The sequence below is a fragment of the Photobacterium profundum genome, from assembly GCF_003026285.1.
Taxonomy (GTDB): domain Bacteria; phylum Pseudomonadota; class Gammaproteobacteria; order Enterobacterales; family Vibrionaceae; genus Photobacterium; species Photobacterium profundum.
Genome location: NZ_PYOD01000005.1, coordinates 62,655 through 80,684 on the forward strand (window position 1 = coordinate 62,655; position 18,030 = coordinate 80,684).

Annotated in this window: 19 protein-coding genes; all 19 read right to left on the bottom strand. The window is 43.0% G+C overall.

The window, feature by feature from the left end:
- Window positions 1-558, bottom strand: a complete 558-nt coding sequence (gene tadF / locus C9J48_RS14245; RefSeq protein ID WP_006233120.1) for a tight adherence pilus pseudopilin TadF — start codon at window positions 556-558, stop codon at window positions 1-3.
- Window positions 548-1,021 (bottom strand): TadE/TadG family type IV pilus assembly protein, encoded by a 474-nt coding sequence (locus tag C9J48_RS14250; RefSeq protein WP_006233122.1) that lies wholly within the window; start codon window positions 1,019-1,021, stop codon window positions 548-550. The genes tadF and C9J48_RS14250 overlap by 11 nt, the downstream gene beginning before the upstream one ends.
- Window positions 1,008-1,769, bottom strand: a complete 762-nt coding sequence (locus tag C9J48_RS14255) for a tetratricopeptide repeat protein (protein WP_006233123.1) — start codon at window positions 1,767-1,769, stop codon at window positions 1,008-1,010. Before C9J48_RS14255 ends, C9J48_RS14250 begins: the two co-directional genes overlap by 14 nt.
- A complete protein-coding gene (locus C9J48_RS14260; RefSeq protein ID WP_006233124.1) occupies window positions 1,766-2,617 on the bottom strand; it encodes a type II secretion system F family protein in 852 nt (283 codons plus the stop codon). Before C9J48_RS14260 ends, C9J48_RS14255 begins: the two co-directional genes overlap by 4 nt.
- Complete coding sequence (locus C9J48_RS14265; RefSeq protein ID WP_006233125.1) at window positions 2,617-3,525, bottom strand: type II secretion system F family protein; 909 nt, start codon at window positions 3,523-3,525, stop codon at window positions 2,617-2,619. Before C9J48_RS14265 ends, C9J48_RS14260 begins: the two co-directional genes overlap by 1 nt.
- Window positions 3,522-4,796, bottom strand: coding sequence for a TadA family conjugal transfer-associated ATPase (locus C9J48_RS14270; RefSeq protein WP_006233126.1), 1,275 nt, complete (start codon window positions 4,794-4,796; stop codon window positions 3,522-3,524). Before C9J48_RS14270 ends, C9J48_RS14265 begins: the two co-directional genes overlap by 4 nt.
- Window positions 4,793-6,058 carry a CpaE/TadZ family protein gene (locus tag C9J48_RS14275; protein WP_006233127.1) on the bottom strand — a complete coding sequence of 422 codons (1,266 nt, stop codon included), beginning with the start codon at window positions 6,056-6,058 and terminating at the stop codon, window positions 4,793-4,795. The genes C9J48_RS14270 and C9J48_RS14275 overlap by 4 nt, the downstream gene beginning before the upstream one ends.
- A gap of 13 nt (window positions 6,059-6,071) precedes the next feature.
- On the bottom strand, window positions 6,072-6,566 hold the full coding sequence (locus C9J48_RS14280; RefSeq protein WP_006233128.1) for a hypothetical protein: 495 nt from the start codon (window positions 6,564-6,566) through the stop codon (window positions 6,072-6,074).
- Window positions 6,563-7,948 (bottom strand): type II and III secretion system protein family protein, encoded by a 1,386-nt coding sequence (locus C9J48_RS14285; protein WP_006233129.1) that lies wholly within the window; start codon window positions 7,946-7,948, stop codon window positions 6,563-6,565. The genes C9J48_RS14280 and C9J48_RS14285 overlap by 4 nt, the downstream gene beginning before the upstream one ends.
- Complete coding sequence (locus tag C9J48_RS14290) at window positions 7,948-8,802, bottom strand: RcpC/CpaB family pilus assembly protein (protein ID WP_006233130.1); 855 nt, start codon at window positions 8,800-8,802, stop codon at window positions 7,948-7,950. The genes C9J48_RS14285 and C9J48_RS14290 overlap by 1 nt, the downstream gene beginning before the upstream one ends.
- Before the next feature lie 9 nt (window positions 8,803-8,811).
- Window positions 8,812-9,249 (bottom strand): A24 family peptidase, encoded by a 438-nt coding sequence (locus C9J48_RS14295; protein WP_006233131.1) that lies wholly within the window; start codon window positions 9,247-9,249, stop codon window positions 8,812-8,814.
- Window positions 9,250-9,274: 25 nt separating this feature from the next.
- On the bottom strand, window positions 9,275-9,481 hold the full coding sequence (locus C9J48_RS14300) for a Flp family type IVb pilin (protein ID WP_006233132.1): 207 nt from the start codon (window positions 9,479-9,481) through the stop codon (window positions 9,275-9,277).
- A 347-nt stretch (window positions 9,482-9,828) separates the two neighbouring features.
- Window positions 9,829-10,713, bottom strand: coding sequence for a LysR family transcriptional regulator (locus C9J48_RS14305; protein ID WP_006233133.1), 885 nt, complete (start codon window positions 10,711-10,713; stop codon window positions 9,829-9,831).
- A gap of 680 nt (window positions 10,714-11,393) precedes the next feature.
- Complete coding sequence (locus C9J48_RS14310) at window positions 11,394-12,578, bottom strand: dicarboxylate/amino acid:cation symporter (protein WP_050764929.1); 1,185 nt, start codon at window positions 12,576-12,578, stop codon at window positions 11,394-11,396.
- Window positions 12,579-12,979: 401 nt separating this feature from the next.
- A complete protein-coding gene (trpA, locus tag C9J48_RS14315) occupies window positions 12,980-13,789 on the bottom strand; it encodes a tryptophan synthase subunit alpha (RefSeq protein WP_006233135.1) in 810 nt (269 codons plus the stop codon).
- Window positions 13,789-14,979 carry a tryptophan synthase subunit beta gene (gene trpB, locus C9J48_RS14320; protein ID WP_006233136.1) on the bottom strand — a complete coding sequence of 397 codons (1,191 nt, stop codon included), beginning with the start codon at window positions 14,977-14,979 and terminating at the stop codon, window positions 13,789-13,791. Before trpB ends, trpA begins: the two co-directional genes overlap by 1 nt.
- A 15-nt stretch (window positions 14,980-14,994) precedes the next feature.
- A complete protein-coding gene (gene trpCF, locus C9J48_RS14325; protein WP_006233137.1) occupies window positions 14,995-16,365 on the bottom strand; it encodes a bifunctional indole-3-glycerol-phosphate synthase TrpC/phosphoribosylanthranilate isomerase TrpF in 1,371 nt (456 codons plus the stop codon).
- A 2-nt stretch (window positions 16,366-16,367) separates the two neighbouring features.
- Window positions 16,368-17,378 carry an anthranilate phosphoribosyltransferase gene (gene trpD, locus C9J48_RS14330; protein ID WP_006233138.1) on the bottom strand — a complete coding sequence of 337 codons (1,011 nt, stop codon included), beginning with the start codon at window positions 17,376-17,378 and terminating at the stop codon, window positions 16,368-16,370.
- 11 nt (window positions 17,379-17,389) lie between these two features.
- Complete coding sequence (locus tag C9J48_RS14335) at window positions 17,390-18,028, bottom strand: aminodeoxychorismate/anthranilate synthase component II (protein ID WP_006233139.1); 639 nt, start codon at window positions 18,026-18,028, stop codon at window positions 17,390-17,392.
- Between the last annotated feature and the right edge of the window lie 2 nt (window positions 18,029-18,030).

The following is an 18,030-nucleotide window of genomic DNA, read 5'->3' on the forward strand; positions in this document are numbered from 1 at the left end:
TTAACGTCCCACAATCGCTGACGATGAATGTAGATAAGCTTGCTGATTATTGCTTCCCATGAAGCGGCTAAACCAAGAATCGATTCGGTAACACACTGTTACTTGATACAGAGGTGCAGCTTTGCCTGAGGTTGACAATGGCACAAGGTTACGATGTGAGGTGAGCGCATCATCAGGATCACACTCCAAAGTATTATTCATGCTTTTGGTGTAACGATCGTAGTATTCCGTACTGCCGTTATAGCGTAAGGATTCCACCCGTAAACCAAAGGTACCTGTATCGGGACGATCCAATAACCGAGCTGCGAGGGTTTCCATGTCATCGGCATCTTTTTGGCTTACGGCATAACGCACAGTGCGTGAGCCGTCTACGTTTTGGGTGCTAAAAAAGCGGGTACGCTCTTTCAAAATATTGACTAAGGAATAACTGGTGCGATCCAGATTTACCCGATTCAACAACTGGTAGGCGATGTCACCGGTGAAGATTAATAATGCGCACAAGAAAAACAGTACGAAAGCCATTTCGATAGCAAGCACGCCATGCTGTTTATTCTTCATTGATCGGCCACCCTTCATGTTCTTGTTCGGCTAATATGTCGCGTGTAATAGTGCGATCAACTACATTGCCAATGAAAAACATGGGTAAGTAGCGATATTGCAAGCTGTATAACGCCAATTCACAACGCTGACATTCACCAATATGTGGAGTGTCTTTAATCAGGCTTTGATAGGTGTCGTAATAGGTGATTGAAAAGCGGTAGCGTTTTGGTTTTACTAAGTAATGCCAAATTTCACCTTCACTTTCAAATATCTGTTGTAAGCGGTTTTCATAGGCGGTGTTATAGCGTTCACTTTCAAATACGCGGGTATCACGAGTAGATTCGCGCAGAGCAGATTCAGTCAAATTAATTATGTAAATAAGGCGACTAGCCTCAAAAATAGCGAATGTCACCAGAAAGAGAACAATAGCACTCATGGCAAATTCGATACTGAATACGCCCCGTTGTTTATGCCGGTTCATGTTGCTCCTCATTACTTATCTCATGGCTCTCTTTATTCTCTGTATTACCTGATACTCGCAATGCGTACACCAAAGCCATGAGTTGATCGTCAGTAATTCGTTCGCCCAGCACTTGTTTGGCTTGGGGGATATCACCCAGTTGAATCAATGCTATGGCAAGATTGAACGACACTTTTTGTTGTTCAGGACTGTGCTGAAAAACGGGTAATAAGATATCGACTGCTTGTTGATAATGGGCTTGGGCAATAGCCAATACAGCGAGGTTATTTTTGATCGCAATGTCATCGTGCCCTTTCAATCGGGCTTGATCGAAAGCCTCTTTGGCCAAGAGATATTGACTGGTATAGCTGTAAACAATCCCCATTTCGAGATCTAAATCTGATGCGGAATAGCCTTGCTGTTTGGCATGTTGGTACGCTGTGAGTGCGCGCGAATAATCATCTGATGCGGCATACACATTACCTGCGAGAAACGAGAAAGTAGCCCCTTGGTAATTGAGCTTTTCTAGTTGGTCGACATAGAAACGGGCAGATTCAATGTCTTTGTTGCGGTAGTAGGCATCGGCCAGTGACAACATCACTTTGGGATCGTTAGGCGATGTGATTAATGCGGTTTTGTAATAGTTGATTAAGCCTGCATAATTACCGACTGCTTTTAAATCGGATTCGGTAACGGTGTGCTGAGTTGTCGAGGTGACACAGCCGACTTGCGACAGTAAAAGAACGAATAAAAAAGTTAGTCGTATCATTGGCCTATGTCCACTGTCATTTGCATCATTCCCGGCGCTAGAATCAAAATAACGATAGGAAACATAATTAAGAGAATCAGTGGCACACTCATTTTGGCGGCGAGTTTGCCGATTTTTTCTTCCATGGTGAGCACCTGCATTTTCCGCATGTCTTCTGCTAACGCACTTAATACATTGGCGATAGAGGTGCCGTATTGCAGGTTTTGAATCAGTGTTAGCGTAAAACTGCGAACATCTGGGGTAGGAATACGCTCACTCAGTTCGATCAGTGCTTTTTCTAATCCCTTGACGCGTGCCCCATCAGCGGTTTTTTTGATGTGGAAACACAGGTCTTTGTCGAAAGCTTCTAATTCAATGCTGAGGTAGGTGAGCGCGGCTTCAATAGTCATCCCGGTTTGCACACATACCGACATCATATCGAGCATGTAAGGCAATTGGCGTGACGTTTTGAGGATCAGTGCTTTCTTACGCATCGACAGCACCATTTCTGGTACCAGCAAAATAGTGATCATCGCTACAGCGCTAATTGCAGCTTTATTCATTAATGAGAGATCAGATATGATCACCACAACGCAGGTAAAAATGACAAGAGTAAGCTTAGCGGGTACGTAATACTTAGCGAATTGGGTATTATAGAAACCTGCATCAACAAATTGCTGTTCCAGATCTTGCTGGTGGTTTCTGCCTAAGCGCGTAATGAAGCGGTTTAATCGGGTAAGCCGCCCGTCTTTTTTGGCGCTCAGGTAACTTTCGACATGGGCTTGCTTGGCTTGTTCTGTATGCCATTGCGACAGCTTCCATGCGCAAACGGCACTGAGGATAAAAAGGCTAATAAAAATAAAGATCATTAACGAACTCCTCGGATCAATAACCAGATGATGAACAACCCTAACGTTTCACTACCGACTACGTAATACAGTACATAACGACCATTTGGGTCGGTCAGTACATAATTGAGATTTTGTGGACTAATGAAACTCAAGATCACCATAAAAATGAAAGGCAGAGATGCCACTATCTTGGCGGATAAGCGAGCTTCTGAAGTCATGGCGCTTTTTTTCTTGTCGAGAGTACGGCTATCAACTAATACTCGAATCAATCGGGCCATTACGGCTTTTAATTGACCTCCGCGCGACATATTGGCCCTAATGGTGACAACGAAAAATAAGAAGGTTGGGTAGGGGTAGTGTTTGCTAGCACGCTTAAACACTTGTTCAGGTGGTTCACCTAGTTTTAAACGTTCTCCCATGTCTTGGAAAAGATCGCCGACTTTGTTGTCGAGGGTTTTACCTACATAGCTGATTGATTGCATCACACTTTCGCCTGCTGTGACGGCACTCATCATGATGTTGAGGGCATCAGGAAAGGCTTGTTCAAATTCATTCTGACGTTTTTTAATTAACCACGCCCATCCCCATAGAAAGCCTAATGCTGGCATAAGAAACGGTAACCAATAACTGTTTAAAAGCAATAAATAGTTGTTGATGTACACTCCAATCGACGTCAGTAACATCATGAAGATTGATAGCTTAAGCCAAGCTTTGTTACCCAACATGGCAAAGGCAGGACTGAAGTTCATTAGTAGGATCTTCCACCATGTCAGGTGCTGAAGTGATTCCATATTCACGGCCTGAATGGTATCGCTGTTGGTATCGTCTAATGGAGCCACAAAGAAGGTATCTATTAACGAACGCTGGCGACGCTTATACAGTAATATCGCCACGCCAAATAATAAGAGAGAGAGATAAATACTCATTGTTGGCCTCGGAAAGCAGCAACCAGCTCGTCTTGCAGGCCGTAATACGCAGCGCGTTGCATCAGAATAGAACGCTGCATGATGCCTTGTGTAACGAACTTACCGCGTACATTTTCATTAGGTTTACCTTCTGACGCTTGGAAGCGGAACAGCTCTTCCATCACCACGTTTTCGCCTTCTAAACCCACTATTTCAGACAAGCTGGTGATTTTACGTGAGCCATCACGTTGACGGTTTACTTGCACCACCAAGTGCACGGCGCTAATAATCGTTCGGCGAATAGCATCCAAAGGTTGGTTTAAACTGGCCATCATTACCATGGATTCCACCCGTGAAATGGCATCTCGGGGGGTGTTGGCGTGCAAGGTCGACATAGACCCATCATGACCAGTGTTCATAGCTTGCAGCATTTCAAAGGCTTCGGAACCACGACATTCCCCCAAAATAATACGATCGGGCCGCATACGTAATGAGTTAATTACCAGTTCACGTTGTGACACCGCGCCAGTATTTTCAATGCTGGCAGTACGGGTTTCTAAACGTACTACGTGGGGTTGTTGTAACTTAAGTTCGGCAGCATCTTCAATCGTGACGATACGTTCATCTTCACTGATGAAATTAGACAAGGCATTTAGTAGGGTGGTTTTTCCCGAACCGGTACCGCCAGAAATTAAAATATTGAGGCGACACCGAGCGGCAATCATTAATACACGTGCCATGTCTGGCGAGAGTGATCCAAAGGTGACCAATTCTTCTAAACCGATTTTATGTTCACGGAATTTACGGATTGATATGGTAGTGCCATCTATTGCTATCGGTTTGATCACGATATTGACGCGGCTACCATCCTCTAAGCGAGCATCAACCATAGGGGATGATTCATCGACGCGGCGACCGACCCGTGATGCAATGCGCTGGGCGATTTCTAATAATTGCGCTTCGTTGACAAACACTACATCAGAATGTTGCAGTTTTCCGTTGCGCTCGAAGAAGATGTGATTGGCACCATTGACCATGATGTCGGTAATGGTGTCATCTTCAATTAGCGGTTGCAGCGGACCCAAGCCAATCAACTCATCAACCAAGTTTTTGACTAACAAGTTGCGCATGGCTGTGGAGACAGGGCGGTGATAGTTACTCGCCAACACGTCTACGGCATTCTGAATTTGTTTAACCAACTCTTCTTTCGACATTTTGACAATGGCTTGGGCATCCAGTACTTCAAATATTTGATTACGAAAAGTAAGGTAGAGCTCTTTATTGGTATTCATCGTTTAAACAACCCCCTCAATTTCGCCATGGATGAGCGGTGATTACACAAGGTTTTTCCATGTAACAATAGGGCCATATCATTGAAGGGACCTGCCGCACTTTTCTCTAATTTATGCAAGCGCTTACCGTCCAACAATAATGATGCGAATCGTTTGTCATATTGCAAGGTGACATCGACAACTCGACCTAAATAGGTGCTAACTTCTTCTCTCGTTAAGGAAAACGCCACGTCAGGGCGGTGAACATTCATAAAGGTCAGTACACGTATGTCGAGGCTGTGCGTTAGGCTTATTTCTTCAATTTGTTCAATGCGAAAACGAGCCGAACGTACTGAAGAGACGGTCGGCTCAACAACAATGATCATCACGTCATGGCGTTCAACCAATTGATGAAGGTTCAATGAGAAATCGACTGAGCCAGAGAAATCTTCGATGATAAAGTTGGCCTGACGCATTAATAAATCATTAATGCTATCGGTATAACTTTGTAGAGTGCTGGTCGGTTCATTCCCTTCAATTGCCAGCAGACGTAAGTGATCGGTGACTTTAATTAAGTAATCACTGGCAGTCGCTTCATCCATGTCATGCAGCTGTAGCGCCAAGTTATTGGCATCTTGTTTTTGGAATTGTTTAAGGCCTAACACTATATCGATATTACTGAAGGCATACTGGTGGTCGATCAATATGGTTTCTGCACCAGAATGCGCCAAGCAAGCGGCCAGTTCTGCACTGATCACCGTATTACCGACACCACCTTTACTGCCTAATACCGCAACCCGCTTGGCTTTACGATTTTGACTCACACCTGCAAAACGTTGTTGATTGGAATGTACATGGCGTAAGAAATCGGTGATCTCTTGTTTATTTGCAGGCCAAAATAGGTAATAAAATCCCATTTCTTTTAGCCCACGTAAGGTGGTGATAGCATCTTCCTGACCAATTACCACGACGCCTTTGTGGTTCGGTAAACGGCTGGCAAAAGATTTGGCGTCGTCGACCACATTTGTTGATTGGTTTAGCTCAAGAATGATGATTTCTTGCAGTGTAGAATGTTCTAATTTATTGCTTTTTTTACTACTGTAATCGGTGCTTTGGCTTTGATTTTTAAGGCAATCAGGTGCTTGCCAGCCTTCAAAACGAAAGACTTCTTGCACCAAGTTTAAGCAGGCATCTGTTTGGTAGAACAAGGTACAACCTGTCGGTCCCTGATGTTCTCGGCTTTTTTCGGTGGTCTGACTAATCGCTTTAGCGAGATCGAACATGATTAATCTTCCCTTATCGCGTTAATTGTTCAGGGTGACTGATTTGCTTCAAACGTAAGCTGTCGACAAAGCAGCCTTTACGTAGTTGCTTAACACCTGAAGTTAAGATCGGACACGTTTCAGTTTTCACTTTGTAAGCCGAGATCGTGACAGCGTAATCGGAGGTTGTTGTGGCGGTTGACTGTTCGGTGCTTTGACGTTGTACGGCGATATCGCTGGGCTTTAAGCCGTTGTTCAGGAGGCGTTGCTTCACTTTTAACGCCCATAGCTTGCCTTGCTGGGTGCTGTAACGTACATCGACTTTGCCGTTGGCCCCATCGGCTTCAAACGCAGTCAGATAATCCAACAGTTGTTGTTGATCGTGTTTGGCCGCATCGTGTTTCAAGCTGATAGTGAACGTGTCGACTTGTTGGTACACCAAGGCTTCGCTGCCTAAAGTATCGTCAGCGTGATCGGCGCAAGCTGTTAAGACGGTTATGGCAAAAAAAAGAGTCAGTAAGCGTTTCATTGAATGAACCCTCCTTCGCTGAGCATCTGGATTGCAAGCTTATCAGCGTGTGTTTGGTTAGTTTGTTGGTATTCAGCCGATTCTTCGTTTTGGGTTATATTGAATAAGCGGCGTAGCGTGGTGGTTTTACGCATGTGTGGTAAACGTACATCCGTCGGTGAAACTGGCTTGACCAAATTCACGGTTGCGACAATCACCAACTCGGTTTTCTTTCGGGTGGTGCTAGATTTACGGAATGCGGCGCCTAATATAGGAATGTCACCCAGTAGCGGAATCTTGCTGATTTCTTCTATGTCATCGCTGCTCATCAAACCACCGAGCATGAAGCTGTCGCCATCGGCCAATTGAATGGTAGTCATGGCACGGCGTGAAGACAGTTGTGGAACTTCGATGCCCGCGGCTTTTACATAACCATCAACGGCACTGACTTCTGGCGCGAGTTGTAATTTGATCTTTTTATTGCTCAATACTTTGGCTGACAGTTCAAGTTTGATACCGAATTCTTTGAAGCTGATATTGGTCGAGTTATCGTTGGTGACGATGACGGGGACTTCCCCACCGACTAAGAAGCTAGCCGATTCGCCGGATAAGACGGTAAGGTTAGGTTCCGCTAATATTTCGGCAATGTTGTCGTTACCAATTGCGTTAATCACGGTAGATAAGTCGTTGGCTTTAAATTCTAAAAACGAAAATTCACCGACACTACGGCCAACTGTGGACCAGTCGACCCCGATGGTTTCATTGAATTCTTTTGTGACTTGTGCAACAGAGATTTTGACGTTTACTTGTTGTGCTTGGGCAACCACTAAACCTTCAATTATGCCTTCCCAGGTGTAATTTTTGCTGTAGCGGACCCAATTGGCTTCTTCAAAGCCGGATTCGACAAACTTCAGCTTTTCGGCTTCGTTATAGCGTTCGATTTCTTTTTTGCTTAGTAAGGTGGCAACCATGCGGTAGATATCGTCACGCTGTTTTTCATTGTTGACGGTGCCACGAATAGCCACTTGTTCGCCCACTGAAGTCACAGAGATACTTAAGTCTGGGTAGTAAAGCTTGAGTTGTCGGCGCACTTGCGACAGGTTGATGTCGACATGGTAGCGCTGTGATAGCAGCACTTGGTTATCTTTACCGTAAACGATAACTTTGGCTTGGCCAATTTTATTTGAAAAAATGACCAATTTACGGCTGTCGATCACTTTGTAATCGAGGATGTCAGGTTGGCTGACAAACACTGTGCCGATTTCTTGTGAAAATTCGAGATTATTGGCGTCATTCAAGGTGACGAATTTATCCGAAGCGAAAACGGGTGAGCTGAGGCAGATGAGCATCAGGCTAATCACCGTTTCGTTGAAAGATAAAACAGAGCGAAAAGGATTGAACATTAGAAAACTTCTCCAAGACGATCGCGACCAGCACCACGCAACTCAACGATACCTGTGTAGTTTTTGATGACGTCACTGACATCAGCATCAGGTGTTTGGCGGTAATGTTGGCTACGGTAAATTTCGATGTACATGGTGCGTTGTGCTAACGATAACTTGGCTAAGTCGTCTGGATTTACTTCGATAACGACAGTGGATTCATTTTCATTCGAGATATTGACCTTAGGACGAATGGTTGAGGTTGTTGTCGATCGTTGACCGGATTTTTCTGCCAATGTGTTTGACTGTCCGACTGACATCACTCGAATTCGTTGCATCAGTAAAGATGCACGTACGCCCTCAAAATTTTCTAACGTCGATGTGGTATTTGAGAGATTGGTTCGTGGTGAGCTGACTGCCATAATGTCAATGTAATCGCCTGGCTGAATGTAATTATCAATCAGGTTTTTGGACGCAATGGTCAACGGGTAGAGGGTCATGTCACCACGAGTGATCAGGTTGAGGTAACCTGCTTCTCCGGGTGAGGTTTGGAGTTCTGGAAATACCAATGCCCCTTGTTTAACGTCCATATTCATCAATGTTGTGGGCTCAAATTTTAAGGTCACATCGCTATTTATCCCTAATGAAAGGGCGGCTTCTTCGGTTAATTGTTCTCGCGTAAGTGATGACGGCGACAATGCTTGTCCGCGTGCTAACGGAGATGTTGCACGCCACACTGTGATGTATTTGATTTCTTTTTCTTCGGTCGCGGAAGTGCTGGCGGTATCTGTGGTTGATAACAAGGTATCGGCCATGCCATATAATCCGGTGAGTACCGCTAAAAAGGCGATTACAAAAATAATTTTTGAGTTCATCGTTATCTTTTATAAATAACTGGCAAAGATCTGTAGACCAAACCCACAGGCAATGGCTACGCCATAAGGTAGACCACGGGCTTTTTCAGGCGAGCTTCGCTGTATTAATTGATATTTGATGAGATAGATCACGGCCACGACGCCACCGAATAGCGACGTAAAATATAAGGCAGAAATCAGCTGCTGCGGTGACAAAGCCACAGCAAAAGCAGATGCTAGTTTCCCATCACCAGCCGCTACAATATTAAAATAAAACAGTAGCAAGCTTATTAGAAGCATGATGATTGAACTGATTATCCCATCAGCTAGTTGATGCTGAGAAAATGCTAGAATGAGCGACAGTGAAAACACTGCCGCACATACAATATTAGAAATACGGCGATACCGAATATCTAAATAGGTGACCCATAGCATTAAAAGTGGCATTAGTTGTAATGAAATGTTCATATTTTAGTAATGCCAAGGTTTATTTTTAAGGAGCCATTTTTGTTAGTTCGGCAGTAATCAATGCAAAACCTTTTGTTAAGGCTTGAATTAAACTTCCCTGTGTACTGAAAACTGCACCTAGTAATACCGCCATTGCAACAGCAATTAAGCCGTATTCAATCGCAGTTACACCACGCTCATCATTTTTGTATGTGTATAGAAACGCCATAGTGTTCGCATATAAATTGTTCATTTCTTTCCCTTTATTGTAATAACTTGCCCGTTGAAATAGCCAATGAGGATATATTAAGGTACCGCTGTATTGATGAACAATTAGGAACCATATGTATTGCTTATATGTCGACGTTAAAAGTGCGACTGGTATGTGCAGATCTCTCATTGCCGATATAGTGATAATAAGTAACGATTCAAAATAGCGGCAAGATATATACGTATCAATTAAAGAAATAAAACGCTCAGGGGTACGTTATATTAATTAACTTAAATCTTTGTATGACAATTTATTACTAATGACTGTATTTACAAAAATAACTTCTGGGTATTGGGCCCTAAAATAGAGCCCATTTTCTGAATGTTCCTTTAAAGTATATCTATATCGGTGAGGCGTTTTTGTAGCCACATAAGGGCTGGAGTTAATAAGGTACTTTTGGGCCAAATGAGTGAGGCTTTCCAGTAATTGTTTTTGAGTTTATTAAATGAAAAGGAGATTTTTCGTAAACGTTGTAGCTCAAGGTCTTGTTTCAGAACAAAATCGGGTAAACAACTTACGCCCATACCCGTTCGACATAAAGATAGAATAGTGTGAATGTCTTCTACGTGCCATAGCTGGGAGGCAGATTTGATTTCACTTAACCCTAGGTCATCAATATTTCCTGGAACCAGTAAGCGGAGTTGGCAAAAATCGTGATAACTGATCACATTCGACTTGGTATTGAGGTATGTTGGGGATGCTACCCATGAGCTATTCATATGAAAAGCCGTTGTAAATTCAAAATTGAGCTTATTTTCAAATGGAAAAATGCCTAACGCCAGATCGAGATGTTTGGCATGGACTTCTTTTGCTAATAAAGCACTGCTTTGCTGCATTAAGAAGAGTTCGACATTGGGGAAAGCTTCGGAAAAGTCACGGATGATCTGGATAACATCGGGGCCACAAACTAAAGGGTCGACGCCTATCTGTATTTTTACATCATTCATGGTGTAGATTGTTTTCGAGCTTTCGATGAAGCTGTTGTAATGCGACATCATGAGTTTGGCATTACGTAAAAGCTGTTCTCCTTTTTGGGTTAATCGTGGGTATTGATTGGTACGGTCAAACAGTTGAAATCCTAAATCTATTTCAAGATTTTGAATGGCCAAACTAACGGCGGCTTGCGTTTTTTTTAGTTCCCGGCCAGCGGCGCTGAAGGAACCTTGTTCGGCAGCAGTGATAAACGAGTTTATATTTTCAAGTTGTATCTTCATTTTCTTGTTCATTATTTTTATTTTTAATAAGAAATTACACGTTTGTATTTCGCCATGCGTAAGTGCTTAAACAGAGTAATGGTTACTTAAACAGAGTAGTGATTACTGAATAACAGTCCTGTTGCTTGTTATTTATTAGCAAATATGAATATAAAATTAGTGCTTATATTTCATACGAGAATACCTATAGCCTAATTGTCTAGCTATTCATACATGTATAAGCCTAAAAGATGGTATCAATAAAAAATTATTATATGGTTAATTGATAAGAATTCGAATTCGTAACTTTATGTAATGGCGAGATTCACGGTGACACTTAAGTTAGAATAAAATAAGCTCTTTATTTTTGACTGCAATATGGATAAATGAGACGCAATTGATTTATTTACTTAGATAATTAAGAAAAGGTATCGCAGGGGACAGGGTAGAAACGTCTACTTTAATATCGTTAACGGTAAGATGAATAAAACAGGACGTGAAGTTTAGAGTAATATGAGATTTTTATTTTTGTCAAAGCTGATTCTATAAGGTATTAGATTTGAACATATGAAGTAAAATTTTTTCCCCTTTAATGGTATGAGTAAAGCTAACTAACAACCTAGCTCTAAAAATAACAGATAAAAAAACCACTCTAGGAGTGGTTTAGTGTGGATAAATTGTAGAGATATAGCGTCTGCTTTTTAAGCTTTGCTTGCTTCTTCATTATCGCCAATATAGCTATCAACAATAACAGCACAAGCAGCATCCCCAGTGATATTCAATGCAGTACGTACCATGTCGAAGATACGGTCTAGAGCAAAGAGTAACGGTAGACCTTCAATAGGAATACCTGCTGAAAGCAATACAGCAACCACCAAGAATGAAGGGCCAGGTACGCCCGCTTGACCGACTGCACCTAATGTTGAAGTAACGATAATGGCGATATAAGCACTCATACCAAGATCAACGTTAAACATTTGTGCAAAGAAGATGGCAACCAAACCGTAGTAAATAGCATTACCACTCATATTGATTGTTGCGCCTAATGGCAAAACAAATGAAGCGGTTGAATTACGAACACCTAGTTCTTCTTCACAGGTTTCCATCGTAACAGGCAGTGTTGCCATTGAGGAGGCTGTCGATAATGCAACAGCTTGCGGTTTCTTCATTGCTGATAAAAACGCAATTGGTGAAGTTTTACTAAACAGCTTGATCATAATCGGGTAGAAAATGAAGCCGTAGATAAGAATTGCAGCGATGTAAACAACGAATAGTTTAAATACCACCATTAAGGCGCTAAAACCGAACGTACCCACAGCGTCAGCCATTAGCCCGAATACGCCCAACGGTGCAATTTTCATTACAACATTGATCATCCAAACCATTGCGTCAACGACAGCATTAACACCGTTAATCAGTGGATCGCGACGTTCTTTTTCTAACTTCGATACAGCTACGCCAAAAAAGAGGCAGAAAACAAGAATTTGAAGAATATTAGCTTCATTAAGAGACTGGAAAACGTTTGTCGGGATCATACCCAAAAGAGTTGCCCAAAATGAAGGTAAATCACCTTTTTCAGCGTATGCATTAGAAAACATGCCTTCGACGCCAGTAAGATCGATGCCAACGCCAGGTTGGAATACTTCACCCATTACTAATGCCAGTGCAACGGCTACTGCTGATGTAAAAGCAAAGAAACCTAATGTTGTCAGTCCTACTTTACCTGCTGAGTGGCTGCTTCCCAAACCAGCCGCACCAGAGATAATCGCAACCGCAACCAATGGAATAACAAGCATCTTAATAAGATGGATGAAGATACTACCAAGCGGTGCAAAAATGCTGGCAGAATGTCCCATCATTGCGCCAACGATTGTACCTACAATCATCGCAATAACGACTTGAACGCCGATGTTGCCCAATAATCCTTTTTCTTTTAACACTTTCGATGCCCTCTGTTGTGTTTGTTACTGCTGTTGTGTTTTGTTGGTTTTGTTTCGAGTTAAGTTTTTTCAATGTTATAAATGTTAACTCAATATTTTGCGACTGTGTTTTTACACGCAATTTTAGAGCTTATCAATCATTCTTTTCGATATTTTATTCTATTGATATAAATCAAACTTATGTTTGTTTGGTGCGATTGATGGCTTTTTAAACCGTGAAAGAGTGATGTGTCGGAAATGTAGCTTTTTTATGTTACGAATATTGAGAGGGGAGTTAACAGCAGAAGGTTTGACTAAAAAAAACCGCACAGAGTGCGGTTTTTAAGTCGTTATGAAATAGCAGTGTATTAGCTAAGCTTACTTGCTGTTTTCATGTCACGAATAAATTGGCCTAAATTATCAAGCATTGCAGCATGATCGTTTAGGCTATTTTCGATGATTTTGACTACAGCAGAACCAGATATTGCCCCAGCGGCACCGGCTTCAATCGCTTCCTTTACTTGTGCTGGTTCAGATATACCAAACCCAAGTAGGGCTGGTGGAGCATTATGCTTAGTAAGACTTTCGACTAAGTGGCGAATTGGCTTACCTGCTTTTGTTTCAGCACCTGTGACACCAGCGCGAGACAGTAGATATGTGTAACCACCGCCTAATTCAGAGACTGATTTCAATGTTTCATCAGTAGCATTGGGTGGTGCAATAAAGATAGGGTGAATGCCGTATTTTTCAGCTGCCACACGGAACTCTTCTGATTCTTTGATTGGCACATCTGCAATCAATACTGAGTCGACACCAGCATCGGCACACTTTTTATAGAAGGTTTCGATGCCAGCAGTAAACACCAAGTTTGCATACATTAACAAGCCAATTGGCATGTCAGGATATTTTGCGCGAATTTGAGTTAATAATTCGAAACACACAACAGGTGTTGTACCTGATTCAAGCGCACGAATAGTTGCACCTTGAATGGTTGGGCCATCAGCCAATGGGTCGGAGAACGGGATGCCTAATTCAAGCGCATCTGCACCTGATTCAACTAAAGTATCAATGATTTTCATTGATTGCTCAGGGGTAGGGTCGCCAATCGTTACGAAAGGAACAAATGCGCCTTCATTTTTTGCTGCTAGGCGATTAAATAATTCTTGATAACGATCCATTACAGTACTCCCTTTGCGTCCAAAATATCGTGTACGGTGAAAATGTCTTTGTCGCCACGACCTGAAAGATTAACAACCAAAAGTTGCTCTTTTTCTGGTTCAGCTTCGATCATTTTTAGTGCATAAGCCAATGCGTGGGCAGATTCTAACGCCGGAATAATACCTTCTTTACGCGCCAGTAACTGGAATGCATCGAGTGCTTCATCATCGGTTACTGAGCCGTATTCAGCACGGCCTATTGCGTTAAGGTGTGCGTGTTGAGGCCCAACAGATGGGAAATCGAGTCCTGCAGATACTGAGTAAGATTCTTCAACCTGACCATGCTCATCTTGCATCAATGGTGCTTTCATGCCAAAGAAAATACCCAGTTTACCGTGTTTAAGCGGTGCACCGTGCATGTTGGTATCTAAACCTTTACCTGCTGGTTCTACACCAATTAAGCCCACGTCTTTTTCATCGATGAAATCTGAGAACATACCAATAGCGTTTGAACCACCACCGACACATGCAATAACGGCATCGGGTAGGCGACCTTCTTTTTCTAAGATTTGCGCTTTGGTTTCTTCACCAATGATGTGTTGGAATTCACGAACAATTGTTGGGAATGGGTGTGGACCTGCAGCCGTCCCCAGTAGGTAGTGTGCTTCTTCATAAGTTGCAGACCAGTCGCGCATTGCTTCATTACAGGCATCTTTCAGAGTAGAAGACCCAGAATGCACAGGAATAACGGTGGCACCCATTAATTTCATGCGGAATACATTGGGGCTTTGACGTTCAATATCTTTTGCGCCCATGTAAACGCGACATTTAAGATCTAATAGTGCGCATGCTAATGCGGTTGCAACACCATGCTGACCTGCGCCCGTTTCAGCAATGATTTCTTTTTTACCCATGCGCTTAGCAAGTAGTGCCTGACCTAATACTTGGTTGGTTTTATGAGCGCCACCGTGAAGTAAATCTTCACGCTTTAGGTATAACTTTGTTTTTGTGCCTTTAGTCAGGTTCTGACATAACGTTAAGGCTGTTGGACGACCTGCGTAATCTTTTAATAGGTCGATAAACTCTTTTTGAAAGGCTGGATCTTGTTGTGCTTCAATAAAAGCATCTTCCAGCTGATCTAGCGCTGGCACTAAAATTTGCGGTACGTACTGACCACCAAATTCACCGAAGTAGGCATCTAATTTGCTCATAATCGTTTCTAATCCTTAATACTTTCTGATTGCTGCAAATGCCGCATTCAATTTCGTTTGATCTTTTTTACCCGGTGCGCTTTCTACACCAGAGTTTAAATCTAATCCGCGGCAACCAAGCTTGACTGCTTCGCTGACATTGCTTGGGGTAAGCCCGCCAGCTAATAGAATATTGTCTTTCGCTGTTTCACTCAGTAGCGACCAATCAAATGTTTTGCCTGTGCCGCCACTTTGTTGACCCACTTTACTATCGAGTAAGTGCTTATCGGCTTGCCAACGGGAAAAGTCGGGTAATACCGCTTCTACCCCGTGTGCCTTCCAGATTTCACAATCTACGGGAAGCTGTGCTTTTAAATTCGTGACATATTCTGGAGTTTCATCACCGTGTAATTGCACGGCAGATAGAGCCAATGATTCAGCTGCTTTTTTGATTGCTTGTGGATCAGCATTACGGAAAACACCGACATACTTAAGTGGTGCGCCACTCATTACCATACGGGCTTGTTCGATATCGACATGACGAGGAGACGAGGAAACAAAAATCAAACCACCGTACACAGCACCGCTTTGATAGGCAGCAGATGCATCGTCGGCATGGGTTAAACCACATACTTTATTCTCGCCAAGCAGTACTCGTCGTACAGCCAGTTCTAGATTGTCTTCAGACATTAGCGAACTTCCGATTAAGAAGCCATTCGCATATGCTGATAAATCACGGATTTGTTGGTTGGTACTAATGCCTGATTCAGAGATTACAATCGTACCTTCAGGCAAACGCGGTGCGAGTTCTTTTGTACGATTCAAATCAATGCTTAAATCGCGCAAGTTTCGGTTATTGATCCCAACGACTTTGGCTTGTAATGCGATTGCACGCTCAAGCTCTTCTTCGTTGCTGACTTCAGTTAACACGCCCAAGTTTAAAGAGTGCGCAAGCGTTGATAGCTCGCGGTATTCTTCGTCATTCAGCACAGATAGCATCAAGAGAATGGCATCAGCTTGATAGTGGCGCGCAAGGTAAACCTGATAAGCATCGATCATGAAATCTTTACAGAGAACAGGTTGGCGAACTTGATTACGTACTTGCGGCAGAAAATCAAAGTTACCTTGAAAATACTTCTCGTCTGTTAATACGGAAATAGCATTGGCATGGTTATTGTAAACACTGGCAATGTAATCAAGGTCAAAGTCCTCACGAATTTGACCTTTAGACGGCGATGCCTTTTTACATTCTAAAATGAAAGCGGCAGTATCGCTGGTCAGTGCATCGTAAAAGCTACGATCACTGGGTGTTATCGTATTAACAAAGCTTTCAAGAGGCTGGCTTTGCTTACGGGCTTCAACCCAAATACGTTTATCTGCAACGATTCTTGCTAGTACTGTTTCCATGATTAACCTCGTGCCGCTAATTTACTAACTAGCTCATACGCTTTACCTGATTGCATGGCTGCAATCGCTTGCTGTGTATTCGCTTTTAAATCTTCCTGACCAAATAGACGTAATAACAAAGCTACATTGACTGCGACAGCACCTTGCTGAGCATCAGTGCCTTTTCCGGTCAGAATATCAGTGATGATTGCGCGGTTTTCTTCTGGCTCACCACCTTTAATCGCTTCTAATGGGTATGTTTCAAGCCCAAAATCAGCCGGTGTTAAGGTGTATTCTTTAATTTCACCATTAATGATTTCAGCGACAAGTGTTTCGCCATGAATAGCCACTTCATCAAGACCTGAACCATGAACGACTGCGGCGCGCTTCATGCCCATTGCGACCATTGTTTCAGCAATAGGGCGAACCAATGATTGATCGTACACACCCATCAATTCAATTTTAGGTCGTGCAGGGTTAATGAGAGGACCTAATACATTAAAGATCGTACGTGTTTTTAAGGTTTGGCGTACAGGCATCGCGTGGCGAACACCGCTGTGATACTCAGGCGCAAATAAGAAACAGACGCCAAGTTCGTCGAGTGCACCACGGGCATTTTCTGGTGTCATCGCGAGATTGATGCCAAATTTATCCAGTAAATCAGATGAGCCAGATTTGCTTGATACGCCACGGTTACCGTGTTTTGCAATTTTGACACCACAGGCTGCGGCAACAAATGCAGCTGTAGTGGAGATATTGATGGTGTTAGCCCCGTCGCCACCAGTACCTACGATGTCGGCAAAATCGTATTCAGGGCTAGGAAATGTATTGGCATTCGCAAGTAAAGCACTCGCTGCCCCTGCGATTTCAGCGGGGGTTTCACCTTTGATTTTAAGTGCAGTCAGAACTGCAGAAAGTAAAATTGGGTCTACATCACCTTTGATGATGGCATCAAACAGTACGTGGCTTTCATCTTGCGTTAGCGCCTGCTGGGCATAAAGTTTGTCTGCAATTTCGAAAATTTTAGCGTCCATAACCATCATCCTTAATCTTTATCGTTTGTCTGAGTTGTTTTTGTTGTTTCTATGTCGCTTTCTACTTTCGACATTACCCAGCTCAAAGTATTCGTTAGCAGTTGTGCGCCTTGGGTCGTTAGAATCGACTCAGGGTGGAATTGAAACCCGCAAACGCGATCAGCATCATTGGTAACAGCCATAACGAGGCCATCAACATCGGCAACAATATCCAGCGTTTCTGGTACTTCGGTAGCGACTAAAGAGTGATAGCGCGCAATCGATAGTGGATTGGGCAAATCACCAAATACCTTATGTTGGGTGTGATTCATCATAGCCGATTTCCCGTGAACGATTTCCCCCGCGCCTTCTACTTTACCGCCGTAAGCTTCAACAATGGCTTGATGACCAAGGCAGATACCTATAATAGGTACTTCCCCTTTAATGCGTTTGATTAGGGCTGGCATACAACCAGCGTCAGCTGGTGCACCAGGCCCTGGTGACAGCACTAGCACTGGGTTTTCTTTATTTGCTAGTGCCTGTTCCATTTGTTCAACGCTAAGGCTGTTGCGGTAAATGGTTACCGGATGGCCTAATGAACGGAACTGATCAACCAAGTTGTAGGTAAAAGAGTCAAAGTTATCCAATAGAACGATATGTGCTTGTGCCATTG